The sequence below is a fragment of the Gemmatimonadaceae bacterium genome (genome assembly GCA_040882285.1).
Lineage (GTDB): Bacteria > Gemmatimonadota > Gemmatimonadetes > Gemmatimonadales > Gemmatimonadaceae > JACDCY01.
The window spans coordinates 64,262-85,338 of the sequence record JBBEBQ010000006.1; the positions used below are offsets into that span (position 1 = coordinate 64,262).

Annotated in this window: 19 protein-coding genes; 16 read left to right on the top strand and 3 right to left on the bottom strand. The window is 67.8% G+C overall.

Annotated elements, in window-relative coordinates:
• Window positions 1-178: 178 nt before the first annotated feature.
• The 3 genes from WEA80_03665 (at window position 179) to WEA80_03675 (ending at window position 4,418) form a co-directional block, all read left to right on the top strand.
• Window positions 179-1,657, top strand: a complete 1,479-nt coding sequence (locus tag WEA80_03665; GenBank protein ID MEX1185665.1) for an amidohydrolase family protein — start codon at window positions 179-181, stop codon at window positions 1,655-1,657.
• Between the two features lie 45 nt (window positions 1,658-1,702).
• Window positions 1,703-3,823, top strand: coding sequence for an amidohydrolase family protein (locus WEA80_03670; protein MEX1185666.1), 2,121 nt, complete (start codon window positions 1,703-1,705; stop codon window positions 3,821-3,823).
• Between the two features lie 76 nt (window positions 3,824-3,899).
• Window positions 3,900-4,418 carry a putative metal-dependent hydrolase gene (locus tag WEA80_03675; protein ID MEX1185667.1) on the top strand — a complete coding sequence of 173 codons (519 nt, stop codon included), beginning with the start codon at window positions 3,900-3,902 and terminating at the stop codon, window positions 4,416-4,418.
• Here WEA80_03675 and WEA80_03680 read toward each other — a convergent pair whose 3' ends face one another.
• The 3 genes from WEA80_03680 to WEA80_03690 are packed head-to-tail and all read right to left on the bottom strand — an operon-like array spanning window position 4,419 to window position 7,121.
• On the bottom strand, window positions 4,419-5,618 hold the full coding sequence (locus tag WEA80_03680) for a putative sugar nucleotidyl transferase (GenBank protein ID MEX1185668.1): 1,200 nt from the start codon (window positions 5,616-5,618) through the stop codon (window positions 4,419-4,421). It abuts the gene before it with no gap.
• Window positions 5,615-6,655 (bottom strand): sugar phosphate nucleotidyltransferase, encoded by a 1,041-nt coding sequence (locus WEA80_03685; protein MEX1185669.1) that lies wholly within the window; start codon window positions 6,653-6,655, stop codon window positions 5,615-5,617. The genes WEA80_03680 and WEA80_03685 overlap by 4 nt, the downstream gene beginning before the upstream one ends.
• A 28-nt stretch (window positions 6,656-6,683) precedes the next feature.
• The gene (locus WEA80_03690) at window positions 6,684-7,121 is read right to left on the bottom strand and encodes a response regulator (protein MEX1185670.1); all 438 of its coding nucleotides are present in this window, start codon (window positions 7,119-7,121) and stop codon (window positions 6,684-6,686) included.
• A gap of 222 nt (window positions 7,122-7,343) precedes the next feature.
• Here WEA80_03690 and WEA80_03695 point away from each other — a divergent pair, with 222 nt between their 5' ends.
• The 13 genes from WEA80_03695 to WEA80_03755 all read left to right on the top strand — a co-directional run bounded on the left by WEA80_03695 (window position 7,344) and on the right by WEA80_03755 (window position 21,050).
• On the top strand, window positions 7,344-7,955 hold the full coding sequence (locus WEA80_03695) for a hypothetical protein (GenBank protein MEX1185671.1): 612 nt from the start codon (window positions 7,344-7,346) through the stop codon (window positions 7,953-7,955).
• The gene (gene serS, locus WEA80_03700) at window positions 7,956-9,230 is read left to right on the top strand and encodes a serine--tRNA ligase (GenBank protein MEX1185672.1); all 1,275 of its coding nucleotides are present in this window, start codon (window positions 7,956-7,958) and stop codon (window positions 9,228-9,230) included.
• A 24-nt stretch (window positions 9,231-9,254) separates the two neighbouring features.
• Window positions 9,255-10,373 (top strand): HAMP domain-containing sensor histidine kinase, encoded by a 1,119-nt coding sequence (locus WEA80_03705; protein ID MEX1185673.1) that lies wholly within the window; start codon window positions 9,255-9,257, stop codon window positions 10,371-10,373.
• A 179-nt stretch (window positions 10,374-10,552) separates the two neighbouring features.
• Window positions 10,553-12,832, top strand: a complete 2,280-nt coding sequence (locus WEA80_03710) for a UvrD-helicase domain-containing protein (GenBank protein MEX1185674.1) — start codon at window positions 10,553-10,555, stop codon at window positions 12,830-12,832.
• Complete coding sequence (gatC, locus tag WEA80_03715) at window positions 12,832-13,146, top strand: Asp-tRNA(Asn)/Glu-tRNA(Gln) amidotransferase subunit GatC (protein MEX1185675.1); 315 nt, start codon at window positions 12,832-12,834, stop codon at window positions 13,144-13,146. The genes WEA80_03710 and gatC overlap by 1 nt, the downstream gene beginning before the upstream one ends.
• Window positions 13,143-14,651, top strand: coding sequence for an Asp-tRNA(Asn)/Glu-tRNA(Gln) amidotransferase subunit GatA (gene gatA, locus WEA80_03720; protein ID MEX1185676.1), 1,509 nt, complete (start codon window positions 13,143-13,145; stop codon window positions 14,649-14,651). The genes gatC and gatA overlap by 4 nt, the downstream gene beginning before the upstream one ends.
• Window positions 14,648-16,102 carry an Asp-tRNA(Asn)/Glu-tRNA(Gln) amidotransferase subunit GatB gene (gene gatB, locus WEA80_03725; protein ID MEX1185677.1) on the top strand — a complete coding sequence of 485 codons (1,455 nt, stop codon included), beginning with the start codon at window positions 14,648-14,650 and terminating at the stop codon, window positions 16,100-16,102. The genes gatA and gatB overlap by 4 nt, the downstream gene beginning before the upstream one ends.
• Before the next feature lie 42 nt (window positions 16,103-16,144).
• On the top strand, window positions 16,145-16,654 hold the full coding sequence (locus WEA80_03730; protein ID MEX1185678.1) for a hypothetical protein: 510 nt from the start codon (window positions 16,145-16,147) through the stop codon (window positions 16,652-16,654).
• 199 nt (window positions 16,655-16,853) lie between these two features.
• On the top strand, window positions 16,854-17,288 hold the full coding sequence (locus tag WEA80_03735) for a polymer-forming cytoskeletal protein (GenBank protein MEX1185679.1): 435 nt from the start codon (window positions 16,854-16,856) through the stop codon (window positions 17,286-17,288).
• Entirely contained in the window at window positions 17,285-18,016 is a 732-nt protein-coding gene (locus WEA80_03740) for a M23 family metallopeptidase (GenBank protein MEX1185680.1), read from the top strand. Before WEA80_03735 ends, WEA80_03740 begins: the two co-directional genes overlap by 4 nt.
• Before the next feature lie 129 nt (window positions 18,017-18,145).
• Window positions 18,146-18,607, top strand: coding sequence for a polymer-forming cytoskeletal protein (locus tag WEA80_03745; GenBank protein ID MEX1185681.1), 462 nt, complete (start codon window positions 18,146-18,148; stop codon window positions 18,605-18,607).
• A 16-nt stretch (window positions 18,608-18,623) separates the two neighbouring features.
• Window positions 18,624-19,055 (top strand): polymer-forming cytoskeletal protein, encoded by a 432-nt coding sequence (locus WEA80_03750; GenBank protein ID MEX1185682.1) that lies wholly within the window; start codon window positions 18,624-18,626, stop codon window positions 19,053-19,055.
• 105 nt (window positions 19,056-19,160) lie between these two features.
• Window positions 19,161-21,050 carry a gamma-glutamyltransferase gene (locus tag WEA80_03755; GenBank protein MEX1185683.1) on the top strand — a complete coding sequence of 630 codons (1,890 nt, stop codon included), beginning with the start codon at window positions 19,161-19,163 and terminating at the stop codon, window positions 21,048-21,050.
• Window positions 21,051-21,077 lie beyond the last annotated feature (27 nt).

Genomic DNA, 21,077 nt, shown 5'->3' on the forward strand with positions numbered 1-21,077 from the left:
ACGATTAAGTGAGGACGGAGGAAGAGCGGGGCACGAAACGAAAGCCTTTCTTCTTGGCCGGAGGGCAGCCCATGGCGTAGTTTCAGCCAATCGCGGCAAGTCCCGAACGGTGACGTGTAACGTGAACAGATTTGATCGACAACTGATTGCGCGGAACGCGCTTCTCGCGGGGCTTGTTGTGGCGGGCATTGGTGCCTTGTCTCCCGCGGGCGCGCAGGTCGCTTCCGGCCAACGCTACGACCGCCTCGCGATCCGCAACGCCACGATCGTCAACGGCAACGGCACACCCGCTTCCGGCCCCGCCGACATAGTGATCCAGGGGAACACGATCGCCGAGATAGTCTGGCTCGATCCCGTCGCCGTGCGCGAGGGCAGGGCCCGCCGCCCCGCGGCGGACGCCGAGATCGACGCGACCGGAAAGTTCGTGCTGCCGGGATTGATCAACGCCCACGGGCACGTGCAGGAGGAGCGCGGCGGAATCCCCCAGCCGCTCGACTACGAGCTCAAGCTCTGGCTCGCGTCGGGCATCACCACGGTGAGAGACGTGGGGTCGCCCACGGAGCGGACTCTCGCGTTGCGAGAGCAGAGCCGCCAGAACCAGATCGCCGCGCCCCGGCTGTACGTGTACGCGCAGTTCGGCCGCCGCCCGACGCCCACGAATCCGGCGCTGGCCCGCGCGCGCGTGCGCGAGCTCAAGGCGCTCGGCGTGGACGGCATCAAGACGACCGGAATCGACCGCGACATACTTGCCGCGCTGCTCGATGAAGCGCGCAAGGTCGGGCTCAAAGTTGCGCACCACGCCGGGGTCGAGGAGAGCAATGCGTGGGACGACATCCGCGGCGGCACCAGCAGCATCGAGCACTGGTACGGCGTCCCCGACGCCGCGATCCCCGGCGGGGTGCAGAACTTTCCGGCCGACTACGATTACCGCGACGAGGTCGATCGCTTCCGCTACGCGGGCCGCCTCTGGCGCGAGGCGGACTCCACGAGACTGGTAGCGGTGCTCGACTCGATGGTCGCCGCGAAAGTTGCCTGGGTGCCCACGCTCGTCATCTACGAAGCGAGCAGGGACCTGCAGCGCGCGCAGACGCAGCCGTGGTTCGCCGACTACCTGCACCCGACGCTCGAGCGCTACTTCCGCCCTGACCCGGCCAACCACGGCTCGTACTTCTTCGGCTGGACCACCACCGACGAGACTTTCTGGAAGGAGAATTACCGCATCTGGATGCGCGCGCTGCGCGACTTCGAGCGGCGAGGCGGACTCATCGGCGCGGGCGAGGACGCGGGGTTCATCTACCAGATGTACGGCTTCGGCCTGATCCGCGAGCTGGAGCTGCACGAGGAAGCGGGCTTCCACCCCATCAAGGTCATTCAGCACGCCACCGGCAACAACGCGCGCATTCTTGGCGAGGAGCACCGGCTCGGGCGGATCCGCGCCGGCTACCTTGCCGACTTGATCGTCGTGAACGGGAATCCGCTGGCCAACCTCAAGGTGCTGTATCCGACGGGCGTGGAGGAAATTCGGGACGGAAAGGCGATCCGAACCGGCGGTATCGAATGGACGATCAAGGATGGAATTCCCTATCACGGCCCCACGTTGTTGCGCGAGGTGGCGGAGATTGTGGCCGCTGCGAGGGCGGGGGCTGCACGTGACTAGTCACAAGTCACTAGTCACTAGTCACCAATGAATGGTCACCAGTCAATGAACCGACTCCTCCTCGTCAGCCTCGCATCCGCCTGTATAGCGACAGGACTCCGCGCCCAATCCCCCGCCGAGCTCATCGTCACGGCGGATCGCATCTACACCGTCGAGCCGGGGCCGCACGTCCACGCCGTCGCCATTTCGAACGGGCGCTTCGTGTACGCGGGCTCGCGGCAGGGAGTAGAGCGGTATCGCGGGCCGAACACGCGCTCCATGGATTTCCCGGGCGCGTACATCTACCCAGGGTTGGCGGACGCGCACGCGCACATCAGTGGACTCGGCACGGCGCTCGAGCGCGTGCGGCTGGACGAAACGCGCACCTACGAGGAGGTCATAGCGCGCGTCGTGGAGCGCGCGGCGGCGCTTCCGCCCGGCGAATGGATCCTGGGCCGCGGGTGGGATCAGACGCGCTGGCCGGTGAAGGACTTTCCGACTCACGACGCGCTGACTCGCGCGGTACCGAATCACCCGGTCGTGCTCACGCGCGTGGACGGACACGCGCTGCTGGCGAACGCGCGCGCGATGGAGCTCGCCGGCATCACCGCCGCGACCCGTGATCCCGCGGGCGGCCGGATCGTCCGCGACGCATCCGGCCGGCCGACCGGAGTCTTCGTCGACAACGCCAAGAACCTGGTCAACCGGGTAGTGCCGCGTGCCACGCCCGCGCAGACGCGACGGCGGCTGCTCGCGGCCGCGCGGGAAGTGCATAAATGGGGGCTGACCAGCGTGCACGACGCCGGCGAGTCGCGCGGCACGATCGACTTGATCGAGTCCATGGCGGCGCAAGGCGACTTCGATCTGCGCACCTACATAATGATCTCGGCCGACACCGCGGACGAGCGGCACTACTTCAGCCGCGGGCTCGTGAACGGCGCGCACGGCAACCGCGTCTGGATCCGCTCCGTCAAGGTGTACGCCGACGGCGCGCTCGGCTCGCGCGGAGCCGCGCTGCTCGCGCCTTACGCCGACGACCCGGGCAACACCGGGCTGCTCGTCACTCCGCCCGAGCGCATTCAGAGTCTCGTGCACTCCGCGCTCGCCGCCGGCTTCCAGGTCGCGACGCACGCGATCGGCGACCGCGGCAACCGCATAGCGCTGGATGCGTACGAGGCGGGCCTCCGCCGCGCGCCGGCGCGCGATCACCGCTTCCGCGTGGAGCACGCGCAGGTGATCGCGCTCACTGACATTCCCCGGTTCGCGCGGCTCGGAGTCATCCCGTCCATGCAGGCGAGTCATCAGCGCAGCGATATGCGCTGGGCGGAGGAGCGGGTGGGACCGCAGCGGATCCGCGGCGCGTATGCCTGGAGGAAGCTGCTGCGGACCGGCGTGATCATTCCCAACGGCAGCGACGCGCCGGTGGAATCGGTGAATCCGCTCATCTCGTTCTACGCCGCCGTCACGCGGCAGGACGAGAGCGGCTACCCGCCCGGCGGCTGGTATCCCGCCGAGCGCATGACCAGGACCGAAGCATTGAAGGCGATGACGATCTGGCCGGCGTTCGCGGGCTTTCAGGAGTCGCTCATCGGCTCGATCAAGACGGGGAAGCTCGCGGACTTCACCGTGCTCGACCGCGACATAATGACGGTACCGGCGAATCAGATCCTCTCCGCCAACGTGGTCGCGACGTTCGTGGGCGGCCGCCAGGTGTACAGCCGCGCCGTCGCGCAGCAGGTGCGGCAACCTCCCGAGCCACGCATCCATCCGGAGCCGCTCTTTCCGCTGCTCCCGCCGGGATTCGCGCTGGATTCCGCCGCGGTCGTGAGCGCGGTGGAGCGCTTTCACGCCGCGCTCGCGGCCGGTGACAGCGCGGCCGCGCTGTCGTATCTGGACGGGGACGTCGTCGTGCTCGAGTCCGGCGGCGTGGAGACGCGCGAGGAGTACAGGTCGCACCATCTCCCGGCCGACATCGCGTTCGCGCGCGCCGTCCCGGCCAATCGCGGACCGATGCGCGTGCGCGTCGAGGGTAACGCCGCGTGGGTCTCGTCCACGAGCGTCATGCAGGGGCAGTTCAACGGCAGGGCGGTCAATTCCGCCGGCGCCGAGCTGATGGTGCTCCGGCGGACGGAAGCCGGCTGGAAGATCAGCGCGATTCACTGGTCGTCGCGGGCGAGGAGACCTTAGAAACGGTGACTAGTGACTAGTGACTGGTGACTAGTAAGGGCAGCGGGCGTTGATAAACCATGCACCAAAGGGAGCCATGACGAACCCGCGTTTCCCCATCGGCGAGTTTCAGCAGCCCGACAAGCTTTCTGAAGCCGAGCGCGTGGCGGCCATCGCGAAGATCGACGCGATGCCCGCGACGCTCCGCGCCGCGGTGGCAGGCATGTCCGACGCGCAGCTCGACAGCACTTACCGGGAAGGGAGCTGGACGCTGCGACAGGTGGTGCACCACCTCGCCGACAGCCATGTCAATTCCTACACTCGTTTTCGCCTGGCGCTGACGGAGGATCACCCCAGGATAAAGCCGTACGACGAAGGGAAGTGGGCCGAGCTGGAGGACGCGCGCACGCTGCCCGTGGAAGTTTCGCTCGAGCTGCTCGAGGCGCTGCACTCGCGCTGGGTGGCGCTGTTACGCTCGCTGAAGCCGAAGGATTTCGCGCGGACCATCGATCACCCCGAAAACGGCACCATGTCCGTCGATCAGCTGCTCGCGATGTACGCCTGGCACGGCGAGCACCATATCGCGCACATTAGGCTGGCGCATGAACAGCAGTGACTAGTCACCGGTTTTCCCGTGCGCCGCCCGCAGCATCTCGCGCGCGCCGGCGCTCAGCTCCACATGCCTCCGCGCCATCATCCTCTCCGCCACCACCAGAAACTTGTCGATCTCGTACCGCTCGCCGTCGCCCCAGGCGAACGGCGGCACCGATTTCGGCGGCATGCCCGTGGCGAACACGTTCGCGCCCGCGCCCACGATCGTGCCGGTCGTCAGCATCGTGCCGATGCCGGTCTTGGAGTAGTCGCCGAAGAAAGATCCGAGGAACTGCTGCTTCGTCCCCTGCAGACCGTTCGCGGTCTGCAGCTGCACCGGGCCGTAGGTGTTCTTCATGTTGCTTGTGGTCGTGCCGGCGCCGAGGTTGACCCAGCGGCCGAGATAGGAGTGGCCGAGGAAGCCGGTGTGTCCCTTGTTGCTGTGGCCGAGCACGATCGTGTTGCTGACTTCGCCGCGCACTTTGCTCACCTCGCCGAGCGAGCTCGACGCTATCCGGTCGCCGACGAGCACGCAATTCTCCCCGATGTAGCACGGCCCAGTGATCCGCGTGAACGCCGGGACCTCGGTGCCGCGCCGGATCAGAACCGGTCCGCTCGTGAGATCGAACACCACTTGCGGCTCGACCTTCGCGCCCGCTTCGCAGAACAACGGGTGCTCGCCGAGCACGATGCAGTCGCGCGGAGTCGCCACCTCGAGCTCGATACCCAGAATCGGGATGTCTTCCTGCAGCTGATCCACCAGCGTGCCGATGAGATCCCAGACGTTCTCGATCCACCGGCCGGCGACCTCCACACCCTTTGCGCGCTCCTGCGCCAGCTCCTCCAGCGAAAGCTGTCCCTCGCCGAACCGGGATGCGTGATGGCTGGAGTTGAGGCGTACGGCGACGACTTTGCCGCCGTTCTTCCAGACTCGCGTCTTCGGATCGACCTTGGCGGCCCTCAACGCGGGCACGAAGCGGGAGTTGGCTACGAGACTGCCCGGCACGACGTCCGAGTCCGAGCATACGGCGGGCGGCGCCTCCGGCTCGTCGAACGCCGCGAGGTGCGCCGCGCCGATGAATCCCGTGACTTTCACGCCGAACGCGCGCTCCCATCTTTTCCGGATCAGCTCGGCACCGGCCCGTAGCTCGGACGCGGGACGCGTCAGCGCGAACGGCTCGAACGCGCGCGCCGCCGCATCGTCGTACAGAAAGAAGTCGCTCATGAGATGCTCTTGATCTCCGGCGGCAGGGAGTCGACGAGCTTCTTCAGATCCCCGGACTTCTCCACCGTGGTTACGAGCGTCAATCCCGGCCGGCTCACCACCACCAGGCCGTCCACGCCATACATCACCACCGCGCCGCCCTCGGCGTGCACGACATTCTGGCGCGCCTCGAGCAGATGCGTGCGGCCGCTCCGCACGTTGCCCGCCTCGTCCGCCGCGCGCGCGCGGCGGAGCGCGCTCCACGTGCCTATGTCGTCCCACCCGAACTCGCCGCGCATGACCAGCACGTTCGAGCTGCGCTCGAGCACGCCCACGTCCACCGACACGGATTTCACGAACGCGAAGAACTCGTCGCGCGAGCGTCCGCGCGGGAGGGCGTGCCGCTCCAGCGCGGGCGTCACCTCCGGCGAGTGTCGCCGCAGCTCGTCGATGAAATCGGAGGCCCGCCAGCAGAATATCCCCGAGTTCCACAGCGCGCCGGATCCGACGAGCAGCTTCGCGCCCTCACTGTCCGGCTTCTCGATGAACCGCCGCACCCGGAACCCTGCGTCCACCGCCGCTCCCGGCTCGATGTAGCCGAATCCCGTGTCGGGCCGGGTCGGCACGATTCCGACCGTCACCAGCGCGCGCTTCGATTCCGCGAGGGTCGCCGCGTTTCGCAGCGTTTCCGCGAACAAGGCGTCGTCCCTGATCGCCCAGTCCGCGTGAATGCAGATCATCGTGCCGTCCTTCTCGCGCGCGACGATCTCCGACGCCGCCCACGCGAGCGCTGCGGTGGTCCCGCTCGGCCGCGGCTCGGGGATGACGTTCTCCGGCGGGATCTGCGGGAGCGTGCGCACGACGGCGTCCCGCAGCTCGGCGTTGGTGAGCACCAGCGTGTTGGCGGGCTCCGCGACCAGCGCCATGCGGCGCGCGGCGTTGGCCAGCAGCGGCTCTCCGTTAATCAGCGGCAGGAGCTGCTTCGGGCGCGACGGCGTGCTCAGCGGCCAGAAGCGGGAGCCGATGCCGCCGGCCAGTATCACCGCCCACCTCGTCACCGCCGGGTCCCCGCTGCGACGCGACGCATCAGCCCTTGTCCAGGCTGGACTGCTCGCCGGTGGTCGACGGCGGCACCGGAACTCCGAGCAGCTGGGCGACCATCGTGTACAGCTTCTTGGGACTGAACGGCTTGGTGAGGAACTCCGTGGCGCCCAGCCGCATGGCCTTGCGCTGCTGCTCCTCCTCGCCGGCCGCGGTCAGGATCACGGTCGGGAGCGCGTGCGTCGCCTCGTTGGCGCGCACGCGGGCGAGCACATCGAGCCCGCTGAGCTTCGGCATCATCAGATCGAGGACGACCAGGGAAATGGCGGGGTCGCGCTCGATCGCCTCCAGAGCGGCCTCTCCATCCTCAGCCAGCAGCACCTCGAAGGGGCCCTGTTCCAGCTTCATCTGGATGATCCGGCCGATGTGCGGCTCGTCGTCAGCCACCAGAATCCGCCGCTTCCCGCTGGTAGCAGCCGTCATGTGAGCCAGACCACCGCCGGGAGCGTAGGCATCGGTGTCAAATGGAAGAGGTGGCTCGGCCCGTCTCCGCTGGCGCCGCGCCGATAGTCCAAAACTAACAGCGGGTAACAACCGGGGGACTCGGATAGTTGTCAAATTGCAATCGCTTGAAGTGCCGTGACTTAGGCAATACGTTACAACTCTTAACCGGAGCCACACCTGTCAACCGTTTCCAATCCGCGCATGCGCTGCGGTTCGCGCGTCGCTCGCGCCCGTGTCGGCGCTCTTGCCACAGTCTTCTCGCTCACGCTCGCCGGGGGAGTCATCGCGGCTTGCGGTGACGTCACCGGTATCGAAGCCAGGGCCGAGACCCGGCTCGACACGCTCACCGTTTTTCCGCTCACCGGGTCGGGCACGCTGACGCCGACGGCGCTCAACACGCCGTTCGGGACCGTCACGCCGATCAACTCCACCGCCAACTTCGACGTCGTCTTCGATCTCGACTCCCAGCGGCGCGTAGTCATCTACCCGGTCAAGCTGATCGTGCTGCCGCTGACCGGGATCAACGAGGTCGGCCTGCTCAAGGTCGCCGGCTCGTTCGAGAGCGTCCAGCGAGCGCCCACCGGCGATTACGAGACGGAAGAGCCGCTGACGGTGAGTGTCGGGGAGGTGGTAGTGATCGAAGCGCGCCGCAACCGGCAGAACGACCTTTGCAGCTTTTCGCTGTCGCCCAACGTCTACTCCAAGATCGTGGTGGACAGCGTGTCCGCGGGCACGAATGCGATCTGGTTCCGCCTGGTCGCGAACCCGAACTGCGGCTTCCGCTCCCTCGCCCCGGGCCTTCCCAAGAACTGAATGCACGACCTTCGCGCGCTGCGCGAGCAGGCCGGTGAATTGCGCGCGGCGATGCGTCACCGCGGGCAGGAGCAGACGCTGGCCCCGACGATCGACCGCGCCGTCGAGCTGGACCGCGACCGCCGCGCGACGATCCAGGCCGTAGAGGAGCGCAAGGCGGCGCGCAACGCGCTCAGCCACGAAGTAGCGCGCAGGAAGAAAGCGGGGGAGCTTGCCGACGACGCGCAGGCCAGCTCCCGTGCGCTCGGCGAAGAGATCGCCCGGCTCGAGACGGAGCTGGCCGCGTCCGAGGGCGAGCTCGAGCAATTGCTTCTCCAGCTCCCGAACGCCGTGCTCGACGACGTGCCCGCCGGCGGCGAGGAGAGCAATAAGGTCGTGCGCGAATGGGGGAGGCCGCGCGCGGCCGACGGCGTAGCGCCGCACTGGGAGGTCGGCGAGAAGCTCGGCCTGATCGACATGGCGCGCGGCGCGAAGATCGCCGGCTCCGGCTTCATCGTTTTCCGCGGCGAAGGCGCCCGGCTCGTGCGCGCGCTGCTCAACCTCATGCTCGATCTGCACACGCGCGAGCACGGCTACGAGGAGACGTGGGTGCCGGTCCTCGCGAACCGCGCGGCCATGACCGGCACGTCGCAGCTGCCGAAGTTCGAGGACGACATGTACGCGCTCAAGGAAGACGACCTCTTCCTCATCCCCACGGCGGAAGTCCCGCTGACGAATCTGTACCGCGAAGAGATCCTGCTCGAGTCCGACCTGCCGAAGAGCTTCGCCGCGTACTCGCCGTGCTTCCGGCGTGAGGCTGGATCCCACGGCAAGGACACCCGCGGTCTGCTGCGCGTGCACGAGTTCGACAAGGTCGAGCTGGTCCGCTACGCCGTGCCGGAGCGGTCCCGGGACGAGCTGGAGCTGCTGACCGGACACGCCGAGCGCGTGCTGCAGCTGCTGGAGCTGCCGTACCGGGTGGTGCTGCTCGCGGCGGGCGACACCGGCTTCGCGAGCGCCAAGACCTACGACCTCGAGGTGTTCGCGCCGGGCGTGGGGAAGTGGCTCGAGGTCTCGTCGTGCAGCAACTTCACCGACTTCCAGGCGCGCCGCGCCGACATCCGCTACCGGCCGGCCGACGGCGGCAAGCCGCGCTTCGTGCACACGCTCAACGGGTCGGGGCTGGCGCTCCCGCGGATCATCGCGGCGCTGCTCGAGCACGGCCAGCAGGCGAACGGGAGCGTGCTGCTTCCGGAAGCACTCCGCCCGTACGCCCGGACCGACCGGCTGACCTAGCAGATGCGGCGCAGCGCTCCGGCAATGCTCGCCATCGTTGGAGTGATCGCGCTGCTGACGTGGTACGTCGTGTACACGCAGACGGTGGTGCGCGATCTGCGCCGCGAGGCATCGCGCGTGGGACAGATGTACGCCCGCGTGTACGACGCGCTGAACGACACCAATCCTGACGCGGCCAACTCGGCGCTGCTCGACCTGTCGATGCACATACGCGAAGCGGGCGTGCCGCTGGTCCTCACGGACACCGCCGGTATCCCGACGCACGCGGTAAATCTTCCGTTCGAGGAGCCGTACGATCCGGAGCGGGTGAAGGAGTACGTCCGCCGGCTCGACATCGAGAACACGCCGGTGACGGAGCCCGGTGTGGGCACGGTGCATTACGGCAACACTCCGTTGGTGCGCGGGCTGAAGGTGGTGCCGTACCTGCTCTCCGGAGTGCTCCTTACCCTGCTGATCGCGGGAGCGTATGCCCTGCGCACGCGGTCGCGCGCCGATCGCGAGCAGATCTGGGCCGGCATGGCGCGCGAGTCGGCGCACCAGCTGGGGACTCCGCTGTCCAGTCTCAGCGGCTGGATCGAGCTGCTCGGCGAGCAGGACACCGATTCGATCACCACCAACGCCGTCGCGCACATGGCCGGCGATCTCGAGCGGCTCGGGCGGATCTCGCATCGCTTCGAGCGGATCGGGCGGCCTCCCAAGAACGAGCGCGTGGACGTGGCCGAGATCGCGGAGCGCGTCGCGCAGTACTTCCGCCGGCGCGTTCCGACGCTGGCGCAGCGCGTCACGATCGAGTCGTCCAGCGACGGCACGGCCATCGTCGAGGGCGATCCGGTTCTCCTCGAATGGGCGATCGAGGCGGTGACCAAGAACGCGATCGACGCGCTCGGCGGCCGCGGCGGCCGCGTGTCGATCTCCAGCACGACGCTGCCGGAGGGCGGTGTCCGCGTCCGCATCGCCGACGACGGGCCCGGAGTCGCGCGCGAGATCCGCAAGGAGATATTCGAGGCGGGGTTCTCGACGAAGGAGAAGGGATGGGGGATCGGGTTGTCGCTCGCGCGGAGGATCGTGCGGGACAATCACGGGGGGAAGCTCACTCTCGTGCCGACGGAGACGGGCGCGACGTTTGACATCATTCTTGGGTAGGCGTACTCCGGGGATTTGGACGGGGAATCCAAGTTCGGAGTGTGGCGGTTCGGAGTTGGCAGTAGGGGGTTGAGCGGTATCGCTCCGAACTGACCCCTCCAAACTGCCACACTCCAAACTTGGATTCCCTTGACGAATCCCAGGACTCTCCCTCTCTGACGGCATCTTATCTTTGATCGATGTCTCCTCTCGCGACCGTTGATGTCTCCACCGGATTGAACCCCGCCCAAAGGGAAGCGGTCGCGCATTTCGAGGGCCCGATCCTCGTGCTCGCCGGCGCCGGCTCGGGGAAGACCAGAGTGCTCACCGCGCGCGTCGCCAATCTCATCGAGCACCACGGCGTCGATCCGTCGCGCATCCTGACGGTGACGTTCACCAACAAGGCCGCGGGCGAGATGCGCGAGCGCATCGGCCGGCTGCTCGGCGAAGAGCCGCGCGGCATGTGGTCGGGCACGTTCCACTCGATCGGCGCGCGCATGCTGCGGCGCCACGCGGACCGCGTGGGACGCACGCCCAACTACACCATCTACGACGAGACCGACACGCTCGGCGTGGTCAAGCGCATCATGGAGCGGCTGCGGATCTCCCCGAAGGACGTCGCTCCCAAGGCGATAGCCAGCAAGATCTCCGACGCGAAGAACTCGCTGAGCACCCCCGAGGAGCTGGCCGCCTCGGCGTTCGATCCGATCACGCGCGCGGCCGCGGCGGTGTTCGCCGAGCTCGAGCCCGAGCTGCGCGCCGGCAACGCGGTGAGCTTCGACGACCTCCTCGTTCTGCCGGTGCGCATCTTCCGCGACCACCCCGGCATCCGCGACAGGTACTCGGAGCACTTCCGCTTCGTGCTGGTGGACGAGTACCAGGACACGAACCGCGCGCAATACCAGTTCATCCGCTCGCTCGCGCACTCGCACACGAACGTGATGGTCGTGGGCGACGACGATCAGTCCATCTATGGGTGGCGCGGCGCGGACATCCGCAACATCCTCGACTTCGAGCGGCACTTTCCTTCCGCGCGGGTCGTGCGGCTGGAGGAGAATTACCGCTCGACGCCCGACATCCTGGCGGTCGCGAACGCCGCGATCAGCGCCAACGTCGGGCGCAAGGGGAAGACGCTGCGCGCCACGCTCCCGGGCGGGGAGCCGGTGACCGAGGTAGCGACGCTGGACGAGCGCGACGAGGCCGAGTGGATCGTGGAGGAGATCAAGGCGCGGCAGAATCGCGAGGGAATAGCGTTGAGCGACGCCGCCGTGCTGTATCGCACCAACTCGCAGAGCCGCGCGCTGGAGGACTCGTTCCGCCGGCACGCGCTGCCGTACCGTCTCGTGGGCAGCGTCCGCTTCTACGACCGGCGCGAGATCCGCGATCTCGTGAGCTACCTCAAGCTCATCGCCAACCCCTGGGACGACGAGGCATTCCGTCGCGCGATCTCCGTCCCGAAGCGGGGGCTGGGCGAGACCAGCATCGACATGCTCTCCGAGATCGCGCGCAAGGCGGGACTGCCAATGCTCGAGGCGGCCCGCCGCGCGGATCTGGTCGACGCGCTCCGCTCCGCGGCGAGAAAGGCGCTGGCGGAGTTCGCCGGCATGATCGGTACGTTCCGCATCATGGCGGCGGACGCGAGCGTGGACGAGCTGCTGCGCGACATCATCGACGCGATCCAGTATGGCGCGTACCTCCAGGCCGAGGGTCCGGAATCGGCGCGGGACAGGAGCGACAACGTCAACGCGCTGATCAACGGCGCCGCCGAGCTCGTCATCGAGGAGGGCGGCGAGGTTGGATTGACGCCGCTGGACCATTTCCTCCAGCGCGCGATGCTGATCGCGGGCGTGGACGTGCTCGACTCCTCGGCCGACGCGGTCACGCTCATGACGCTGCACAACGCCAAGGGCCTGGAGTTCCCGCTGGTGATCGTCGCCGGGCTCGAGGACGGCCTGTTTCCCCTCGGCCAGTCGATCGACGAGCCCGCGCTGCTGGAGGAGGAGCGCCGCCTGTTCTACGTGGGCGTGACCCGGGCGGAGAAGAAGCTGTACCTCACGCACGCCGAGACGCGGCGACGGAACGGCGAGACGATGCCGTCGATGCGCTCGCGCTTCCTCAAGGAGATTCCGGCGGGGATGCTGGAGGAGCGCAAGACGATCAAGCTCCGCTCGCTCGGCCGGCGGTCGATGTTCGTGGACGCGCCGTCGCGCGCGACGTGGGGCGAGCGCGCCCAGCGACGGAACCACGGCACCCCCGAGTGGCGGAAGCCCGCGCGCGATCCCGACATCGACGCGTCGCAGGACGAGGCGCAGTACGTGCGCGGCGAGCGGATCAAGCACAAGCTGTTCGGCGGCGGTACCATCGCCGAGATCACCGGCGTCGGGCGCGACGTCAAAGCGGTAATCGACTTCGACGACGAGAATGTCGGCCGGAAGACGATCAAGCTGGCGTACACCACTCTCGAGAGGGGACTGGGCTGATGGCCGTCACGCGGCAGGACGTCCTGAAGGTCGCGAAGCTGGCGAACCTCGCGGTCGACGAAGGCAGGCTCGAGGCGCTCGCGCGCGAGCTGAATTTGATTCTCGGGCACATGGAACAGCTCGCCAAGGTGAATACGGAGCGCATTCTTCCCGCCGAGGGGCTCAGCTCGGGAGGCCAGCGTCTCCGTGCCGATCACGGCCCGGCGGATGCACTCGTGCACGCGCCCGCGACCTTCGCGCCCGAGATGCGCGATGGATTTATTATCGTACCGCGGCTGGCCACCCACGAGGGATCGTCCGAGCGCACCCCGTGAAGTCACCTCCACCGCGCGCGCCGGCCTCGGCCGCGAAGCTGCTGTCGCGGCCGCTCACCGAATGCGTCGCCAGCGTTCGCGAAGGCGCGGCGCTCCCGTCCGATCTGGTGAGCGCCGCCTTCGACCGCGCGGACGACATCGGCGCCGGCGGCGAATCGCTCAACGTATTTCTCGCCACTGATCGCGACCGCGCGACCGGGCACGCGCAGGAGCTGACCGCGCTCATCGGGCGCGCGGAAGCGCCGGGCAATCTCGCGGGCGTTCCCGTGGCGGTGAAGGACAACATCGCGACGCTGAACATGCCCACTACCTGCGGCTCGCGGATTCTCGAGGGCTACGTCAGCCCGTTCGAGGCGACGGTCGTGCGCCGGCTGCGCGCCAACGGCGCGGTGATCATCGGCAAGACCAACATGGACGAGTTCGCGATGGGCTCGTCCACCGAGAACAGCGCCTACGGCCCGACCAGGAATCCCGTGGACATCCGGCGGGTGCCGGGCGGCTCGTCCGGGGGCTCGGCCGCCGCGGTTGCCGGCGGAATAGTCCGGCTCGCGCTGGGCTCCGAGACCGGCGGATCGGTGCGGCAGCCGGCGTCGTTCTGCGGCATCGTCGGCGTGAAGCCGACGTACGGGCGAGTGAGCAGGTACGGGCTCGTCGCTTTCGGCTCCTCGCTCGACCAGGTCGGAGTGCTGGCCCGCACCGTGGAGGACGCGGCGATCGGACTCGAGGTGATCGCGGGCTGCGACCAGTTCGACTCCACCAGCGCCGACGTCCCGGTGCCGAGGTACGAGCTGGAGAAGAACGCCGGACTGAAGGGGCTCGTGATCGGAAAGCCGCGCGAGTATTTCCCCGAGGGTCTCAACCCGCGCATCGCGCAGGAATGCGAGCGCGCGCTGGAGGCGTATCGCGAGCTGGGCGCGAAAGTGCGCGAGGTGTCGCTGCCGAACACGGCGTACTCGATTCCCGTGTACTACATCGTCGCGCCGGCGGAAGCGTCGTCCAACCTCGCGCGCTTCGACGGCGTCAGGTACGGTCTGCGCGTTCCGTCGGAGCGCGGCCTCACCGGGATGTACGAGGCGACGCGCGCGCGCGGCTTCGGCCCCGAGGTGACGCGGCGCATCCTGCTGGGCACGTACGTGCTCTCGGCCGGCTACTACGACGCATACTATAAGAAGGCGCAGTCGGTGCGCGCGCTCATCGCGCAGGACTTCCGGGACGTGTTCGCGAGCGGGGTGGACGTGCTGTTTACGCCGACCACGCCTACGCCGGCGTTCGAGCTGGGCGCGGTGAAGGACCCGTACGAGATGTACCTGAGCGACATCTTCACCGCGTCCGCCAACCTCGCCGGCGTTCCCGCGATGTCGATTCCGATCGGCGGCGCGAGGGGCCTTCCCGTCGGCGGACAGATCATCGCTCCGCACTTCGCCGAGTCGGTGATGTTCCGCGCCGCGTTCGGGCTCGAGCGCGCGCTGGCCGGCGAGCTCCTCCCCGGAGAGAAGAGCGCATGAGCGCGGCCGCGAGCGCGGACTACGAGATGGTCGTCGGCCTGGAAGTGCACGTGCAGCTCAAGACGCGCACCAAGGCCTTCTGCGGCTGCTCCGCGGATTTCGGCGCGCCGCCCAACACCAACGTGTGTCCCGTCTGCCTGGCGCTGCCGGGCGCGCTTCCCGTGCTCAACCAGCACGCGGTGGAGCTCGCGGTGGGCGCGGCGCTCGCGCTGGACTGCAAGGTCAACGCGACATCGGTTTTCGCGCGCAAGAACTACTTCTATCCGGATCTTCCCAAGGGCTACCAGATCTCGCAGTACGATCGCCCGCTTGCGGAGAAGGGGTGGCTGACGATCGGGGAGCTGGACGACGGGACGCCGGTGCGGGTCGGAATCACGCGCGTGCACATGGAGGAGGACGCGGGCAAGTCGGTGCACGACAGGTATGCCGGCGCCACCGCGATAGACCTGAACCGCGCCGGCGTGCCGCTAATCGAGATCGTGAGCGAGCCCGACATGCGGTCCGCGGCTGACGCGGGCGCGTACCTGCGGCTGCTCAAGCAGATACTCAGCTACTCCGGGGTCAGCGACGTCAGCATGGAAGCGGGAAGTCTGCGCGTCGACGCCAACGTGAGCGCGCGCATCCGCGGGACAACGGAGCTGGGCACGAAGACCGAGGTCAAGAACATGAACTCGTTCTCGGCGGTGGAGCGTGCGCTCGACGCCGAGTTCGCGCGCCAGGTAGCGCTCCTCGAGAGCGGCGGCACGGTGACGCAGCAGACGATGCTGTGGGACGGCGCGAAGGGCGAGACCCGCCCGGCCCGGAGCAAGGAGGAGAGCCACGACTATCGCTACTTCCCCGAGCCGGATCTGCCGCCGCTGGTGCTGGACATGGAATGGGTGGCGCGCGTCGGTCGCGCGATTCCCGAGCTGCCCGACGCCCGGCGCAAGCGCATGATCGAGGACTACGAGATCTCCGCCGCCGACGCCGAGCTGCTCACCGCGAGCGCGGGGATGAGCGAGTACTTCGAGGCGGTCGCTCGCGCGTCGCTCGACCCGAAGGCCGCGCTCAACTGGGTGATGGGCGAGGTGTCGGCCGCGGTGAACGCCGCCGGAGTGCCGATCGACGAATTCCCGGTGCGTCCCGCCGATCTGGCTGAGCTGCTGCGGATGGTGCGCGAGGAGGTGGTCAGTCATACGGCCGCGAAGCGCGTCTTCGCACGCATGGTGGAGACCGGCAAGCCCGCCGCGCAGGTTGCCGCGGAAGAAGGACTCCAGAAGGTCGGCGACGACGCTGCCCTGGTGGGGTGGATCGACGAGGTGCTGCTGGAAAATCCGGCCGAAGCCGCGCGCTATCGGAGCGGCGAGACGAAGCTGCAGGGCGTGCTCGTGGGACTCGTCATGAAGAAATCGAAGGGGCGCGCCGATCCCAGGAAAGTGAATCAGCTACTGCCGGAGCGGGCGCGCGCTTGAGCATCTCGCGACTCGGATCGATGCCGCGCATTATCGCCGCCGCTGTATCCGGGAGTCCGGGTCTCGCTCCACGCGGGCGAGCTGGCGAGCGGGCTCGTTCCCCCGGAAGGACTGCGCTTTCACGTGCGCGAAGCCGTCGAGATAGCCGGCGCGTCGCGGATCGGGCACGGCGTGTCGGTGATGCACGAGGACCGGCCGTACGAGCTGCTCGCGGAAATGGCGCGGCGCGGCGTACTCGTGGAGATCAACCTCACCAGCAATGACGTGATCCTTGGCGTGAAGGGCAGGGATCATCCTCTGCGCGCGTACCTGAGGGCCGGAGTACCGGTCGCGCTGTCCACCGACGACGAGGGTGTCGCGAGGTCGGAGATGACAATGGAATACGTTCGCGCGGTGCAGGAGCAGTTGCCGGGCTATCCCCAGCTCAAGGCGATGGCCCGGGCGTCGCTGCGCCACTCGTTTGCCGACGAGTTCACGAAAACACGGTTAATGGGCGGTCTCGAAGCCTCGTTCGTACGGTTCGAGCGCGCGATCGCGCAGACAGCGCGTTAACACGATGCGAGTGCCCGGCATGCATCACATTTCTTGGCAGCGCCGCCAGCTGATTCGTCCGTTTGTCCACGAAAAACTGTTGCCTATTCCGTAAAAAAACGTCTTCGGCACACAAGGCGCGTGGGGGCTGGCGAAGACCGGCTCCGTGACCCAAGCTGGTGACTCACGCGAAGCGGTTTTACGTGGAGGACGGCAGACAATGAAGCTTTTTGGTGCGCGTGCGCAAAAGCGTCCCCCGGGACTCTCGATCATCGATGACCGCCTCACTCTGCGAGGCGAGATCGACACCGACGGCACGATCCGGGTGGACGGCCATGTGGAGGGCGGCGTGCATCGCGCCGGAATGCTCATCGTCGGGTCGGGCGGCGGTGTCATCGGCGACGTCGAGGCGGGCGACGTGATCGTCGCCGGCACGATACACGGCAACGTGCACGCGACCGGCCGCGTCGAGATCGAGCCGGGCGCCGCGGTGCACGGAGAGATCCGCGCCAACAACATGCTGCTGCGCGAAGGGGCGATGCTGCACGGCCAGGTTTCGATCGGCGCCGCGCCGGTGTCCACGGCTACGCCCGGTGCGTCGCGCCGGCTGGAGCTCGCGCAGACGCCGGCGCAGCCCGTCAGGGCCCGCGTTTGAGAAAAGCACCGAGGCGCGAGCGCAGGCGCTCGTGGACGCTCATCCTCGTCCCGCCGCGTCCCGGCGCCCCCACCCGTCAGCTCAGCATTCGCGCGCGCACCGTCGGTGTGCTCGGAAGCCTGCTCTTCGTTACCGTGGCAACGGCGGCGACCTGGACTCGCGAGACGACGTTCATCGCGGCCGCCAGCGCCGACAAGCTGGCCGAGTCGCAGCGGCTGGTGGTCGGTCTGCTCGACAGCGTGGACGCGTTGGGGGCAATAGTGGCGAAAGAGCGCGCCGCGCGCCTTCCTCCCCGCAACATGGTGATGCCGGTCTCGGGCCGGATCTCCAGCCGCTTCGCCACGTCGCGCATGCACCCGATCCTCGACATCTTCCGCGCGCACAAGGGAGTCGACCTCGCGGCGCCGCACGGGACGCGAATCGTCGCGCCGGCTTCCGGCCGCGTTCGCTACGTTGGCTGGCGCGTTGGGTACGGTCTCACGGTCGAGCTGGAGCACTCGGGCGGCGTAGTCACCCGTCTGGCGCACTGTGGCCGGGCGCTGGTGAAGGCAGGCGACCGCGTCGAGATGGGTACCGCGGTCGCGACGGTCGGCGCCACGGGCGTGGCGACGGGCCCGCACGTGCACTTCGAGGTCCTTACGCGGGGGCGGTCCGTGGATCCGATCCAGTTCCTCGCGTCCAGCCGCGGCGCCGTCGTGCCGGACCAGCCGACCGCCAAAAACGAGTAGTTAAGCGCCCGGCACGCGAGGTAGCTGCCCTCCAGGGTTGACACCCGCTCTCCGCGGCCGTACTTCTGGCTCCCCCCGCCACGGGGAACTCGCTCATTTGGGCGGTGCTGCCACCGCAAGGAGAAGCTGATGTTCCGGGACAAGAAGACCCCCCACAAGGCCATGCCTGCCGTCACGCCCGAGAACGGCAAGCCGGTATCGATCACTCTGCTCACCGTCGTCGGCGAGCACGCCCGCATGGAAGGCAAGTTCGACATCACCGACTCGATCCAGGTCGAGTGCGAGGTCGGCGGCGAGCTGAACGTCGGCGGCAAGCTCGTCATCGGCCAGAAGGGCGTCGTGAACGCCAACGTGCAGACGGTCGACGCGATCATCATGGGCCACTACGAGGGCAACATGGTCGCGACCGGCAACGTCGAGATCGCCGAGATGGGACGGGTGACCGGCAACATCCAGACGGACTCGCTGGTGATCTCGAAGGGCGGCTTCTTCAACGGCAACATCACCAAGATGAACGAGCAGGCCGAGCGCGTCATCGCGATCGACGAGAAGCGCAACACCGGACCGCAGCAGCAGTTCGGCTCGCGCTGATCGCGGAGGGCGGTAAGTGCCCTGGAGGAAGCAGGACAAGCCGCAGGTGAAGGAAGCCGGACCGACGACCTACCTCGAGGAAGGATCGGAGATCGACGGCAAGCTCAGCTTCACCGGCACGGTCGTGCTCAACGGCCGGCTCCACGGCGAGATCGTTTCCAACGACAACCTGGTCATCGGTGAGAAAGGAGTCGTCAACGCGAACGTCCGCGCGGGCATCGTGCAGATCTCAGGCGAGGTGGTGGGCAACGTCGTCGCGTCGGACCGCGTCGAGCTGAAGGAAAAGTGTCGCGTGTACGGCGACGTCAGCGCGCCCGTGGTGATCATCGCCGAGGGCGCGCTGTTCGAAGGGCAGTGCACGATGACCAACGGGCGGCCGCCGGAGGCGACGCAGGCGCCCGTACGGGACCTGTCGCTGGTCAAGCAGAGGTCGGAGCTGCCAAGGTAAGGCGCTGCGTGCTGCGTGCTGCGTGCTGCGTGCTGCGTGCTGCGTGCTGCGTGCTGCGTGCTAACTTCATCGCGCAAGGCAGCGCCTCTCAATTTGGACCGACCAATGAGAACACGTAGAATCCTCTCGCTCTGCGCCGCGGCGGTCTCACTCGCCGCACTCTCTTCGCCGCTGCTCGCCCAGCGCACCATGAAGCCGCCGTTGCACGGCCGCCACTGGATGGCCATCACCGGCAAGCCGCTCGGCGCGACCGCGGGCGCGATGATCTTCCAGAAGGGCGGCAACGCCGTGGACGCCGCGTGCGCCATGCTCGCCGCCACCGCGACGATGTGGGACGTGCTGCATTGGGGCGGGGAGACGCAGGCGCTCATCTACCATCCCGGCCTGAAGAAGGTCATCGGCATCAACGCGCTCGGCGTCGCGCCAACGGGCGCAACCGCGGAGTACTACCGGTCGAGAGGATTCACCTACCCGCCCGAGTACGGTCCGCTCGCCGCGATCACGCCCGGCACTCCCGGCGGGCTGATGGTAATGCTCGCCGAATACGGCAAGCTGACCCTCGAGGAAGTTCTCGCGCCCGCGATTCAGCTCGCCGACGGCTACCCGATCGAGGCGCAGACCGCGAACTCGATCCATCGCATGCGCGACACGATCGCGCAGTGGAAGTATTCGCGCGCCGTGATGCTCCCGCACGCGAATCGTGAGCGCGCGGCGCCGGAGGCCGGAGAGATATTCGTGCAGGCGGATCTTGCGGCGACGCTGCGCAAGCTGGTCGAAGCCGAGCGGCAGGCGCGGGCCGCGGGGAAGAATCGCAGGGAGGCGATCCTCGCGGCGTACGACCGCTTCTACAAGGGTGACATCGCCGCGGAGATCGTGCGCGGGACGCGCGAGGAGGGCGGGCTGTTCACCATGCGCGACCTCGCCGACTGGCGCGTGATCCTCGAGGAGCCCGTCAGCACGACGTACAAGGGGATCACCGTGTACAAGCTCCCCTTCTGGCAGCAGGGGCCGGTGCTGCTCCAGGCGCTCAACATCCTGGAGAACGTGGACGTGAAGGCGATGGTGTACAACTCGCCGCGGTACATGCACACGATCTACCAGGCGATGAACCTCGCGTACGCCGACCGCGATTTCTACTACGGCGATCCGTACTTCCCGCCGGAGGAGCCGGTGCGTGGGCTGCTGTCCAAGGACTACGCGCGCCTGCGATTCTCCCAGATCAACTGGGAGCGGAACGATCCGGGCGTGAAGCCGGGCGATCCGTATCCGTTCCAGAACGGGACGAACCCGTTCGCGGATCTGCTTAGGGGATGGACGATCTCGCCCGCGCCCGACACGTTGCCGAAGAGCGGCGGGCAGGACCGGCCGCCCGGAACCGCGCTCGACGATGCCGCATTCATGCGCGGCTTCTACGCCGGCACGACTACGGTCGAGGCTGCCGACGCGGAAGGGTGGGTCGTCTCGATCACGCCGAGCGGCGGGTGGATTCCGGCGGTGATCGCGGGCCGGACCGGCGTCGGCCTCAGCCAGCGCGCGCAGCAGTTCGTCACGCGCGCCGCGGACAATCCTTACAACGTGATCGAGCCGGGCAAGCGCCCGCGCGTGACACTGACACCGACGATGGCGCTCAAGGACGGCGCGCCGTACCTGTCGTTCGCCGTGCAGGGCGGGGACTCGCAGGACCAGAACCTGCTGCAGTTTTTCCTGAACGTCGTCGAGTTCGGCATGACCGTACAGCAGGCGAGCGAGGCCGCGAACATCAACAGCTACCAGATGCGCTCGTCGTTTGGCGCGCACGAGTCACGGCCGGGGCGGATGCTCGTCGCAACGTCGACGCCCGACTCCGTGCGCACCGAGCTGACGCGGATGGGCTACACACTGGAATTTGCGCGGCTCACGTCCGGCCCGATCAACGCGATCCTGTTCGACCGCAAGCACGGCAGCATGTGGGGCGGGTCGAGCAACCACGGTGAGGACTACGGCATAGCGTGGTAATCAATCGCGCTGCATTTTTCCCCGTTA

Excerpts from the sequence above, each read along its gene's own strand:
- WEA80_03670 (MEX1185666.1), top strand. The coding sequence starts at position 1,703 with ATGAACCGACTCCTCCTCGTCAGCCTCGCATCCGCCTGTATAGCGACA.
- WEA80_03675 (MEX1185667.1), top strand. The coding sequence starts at position 3,900 with ATGACGAACCCGCGTTTCCCCATCGGCGAGTTTCAGCAGCCCGACAAG.
- WEA80_03680 (MEX1185668.1), bottom strand. The coding sequence starts at position 5,618 with ATGAGCGACTTCTTTCTGTACGACGATGCGGCGGCGCGCGCGTTCGAG.
- WEA80_03690 (MEX1185670.1), bottom strand. The coding sequence starts at position 7,121 with ATGACGGCTGCTACCAGCGGGAAGCGGCGGATTCTGGTGGCTGACGAC.
- WEA80_03695 (MEX1185671.1), top strand. The coding sequence starts at position 7,344 with ATGCGCTGCGGTTCGCGCGTCGCTCGCGCCCGTGTCGGCGCTCTTGCC.
- serS (MEX1185672.1), top strand. The coding sequence starts at position 7,956 with ATGCACGACCTTCGCGCGCTGCGCGAGCAGGCCGGTGAATTGCGCGCG.
- WEA80_03705 (MEX1185673.1), top strand. The coding sequence starts at position 9,255 with ATGCTCGCCATCGTTGGAGTGATCGCGCTGCTGACGTGGTACGTCGTG.
- WEA80_03710 (MEX1185674.1), top strand. The coding sequence starts at position 10,553 with ATGTCTCCTCTCGCGACCGTTGATGTCTCCACCGGATTGAACCCCGCC.
- gatC (MEX1185675.1), top strand. The coding sequence starts at position 12,832 with ATGGCCGTCACGCGGCAGGACGTCCTGAAGGTCGCGAAGCTGGCGAAC.
- gatB (MEX1185677.1), top strand. The coding sequence starts at position 14,648 with ATGAGCGCGGCCGCGAGCGCGGACTACGAGATGGTCGTCGGCCTGGAA.
- WEA80_03735 (MEX1185679.1), top strand. The coding sequence starts at position 16,854 with ATGAAGCTTTTTGGTGCGCGTGCGCAAAAGCGTCCCCCGGGACTCTCG.
- WEA80_03745 (MEX1185681.1), top strand. The coding sequence starts at position 18,146 with ATGTTCCGGGACAAGAAGACCCCCCACAAGGCCATGCCTGCCGTCACG.
- WEA80_03755 (MEX1185683.1), top strand. The coding sequence starts at position 19,161 with ATGAGAACACGTAGAATCCTCTCGCTCTGCGCCGCGGCGGTCTCACTC.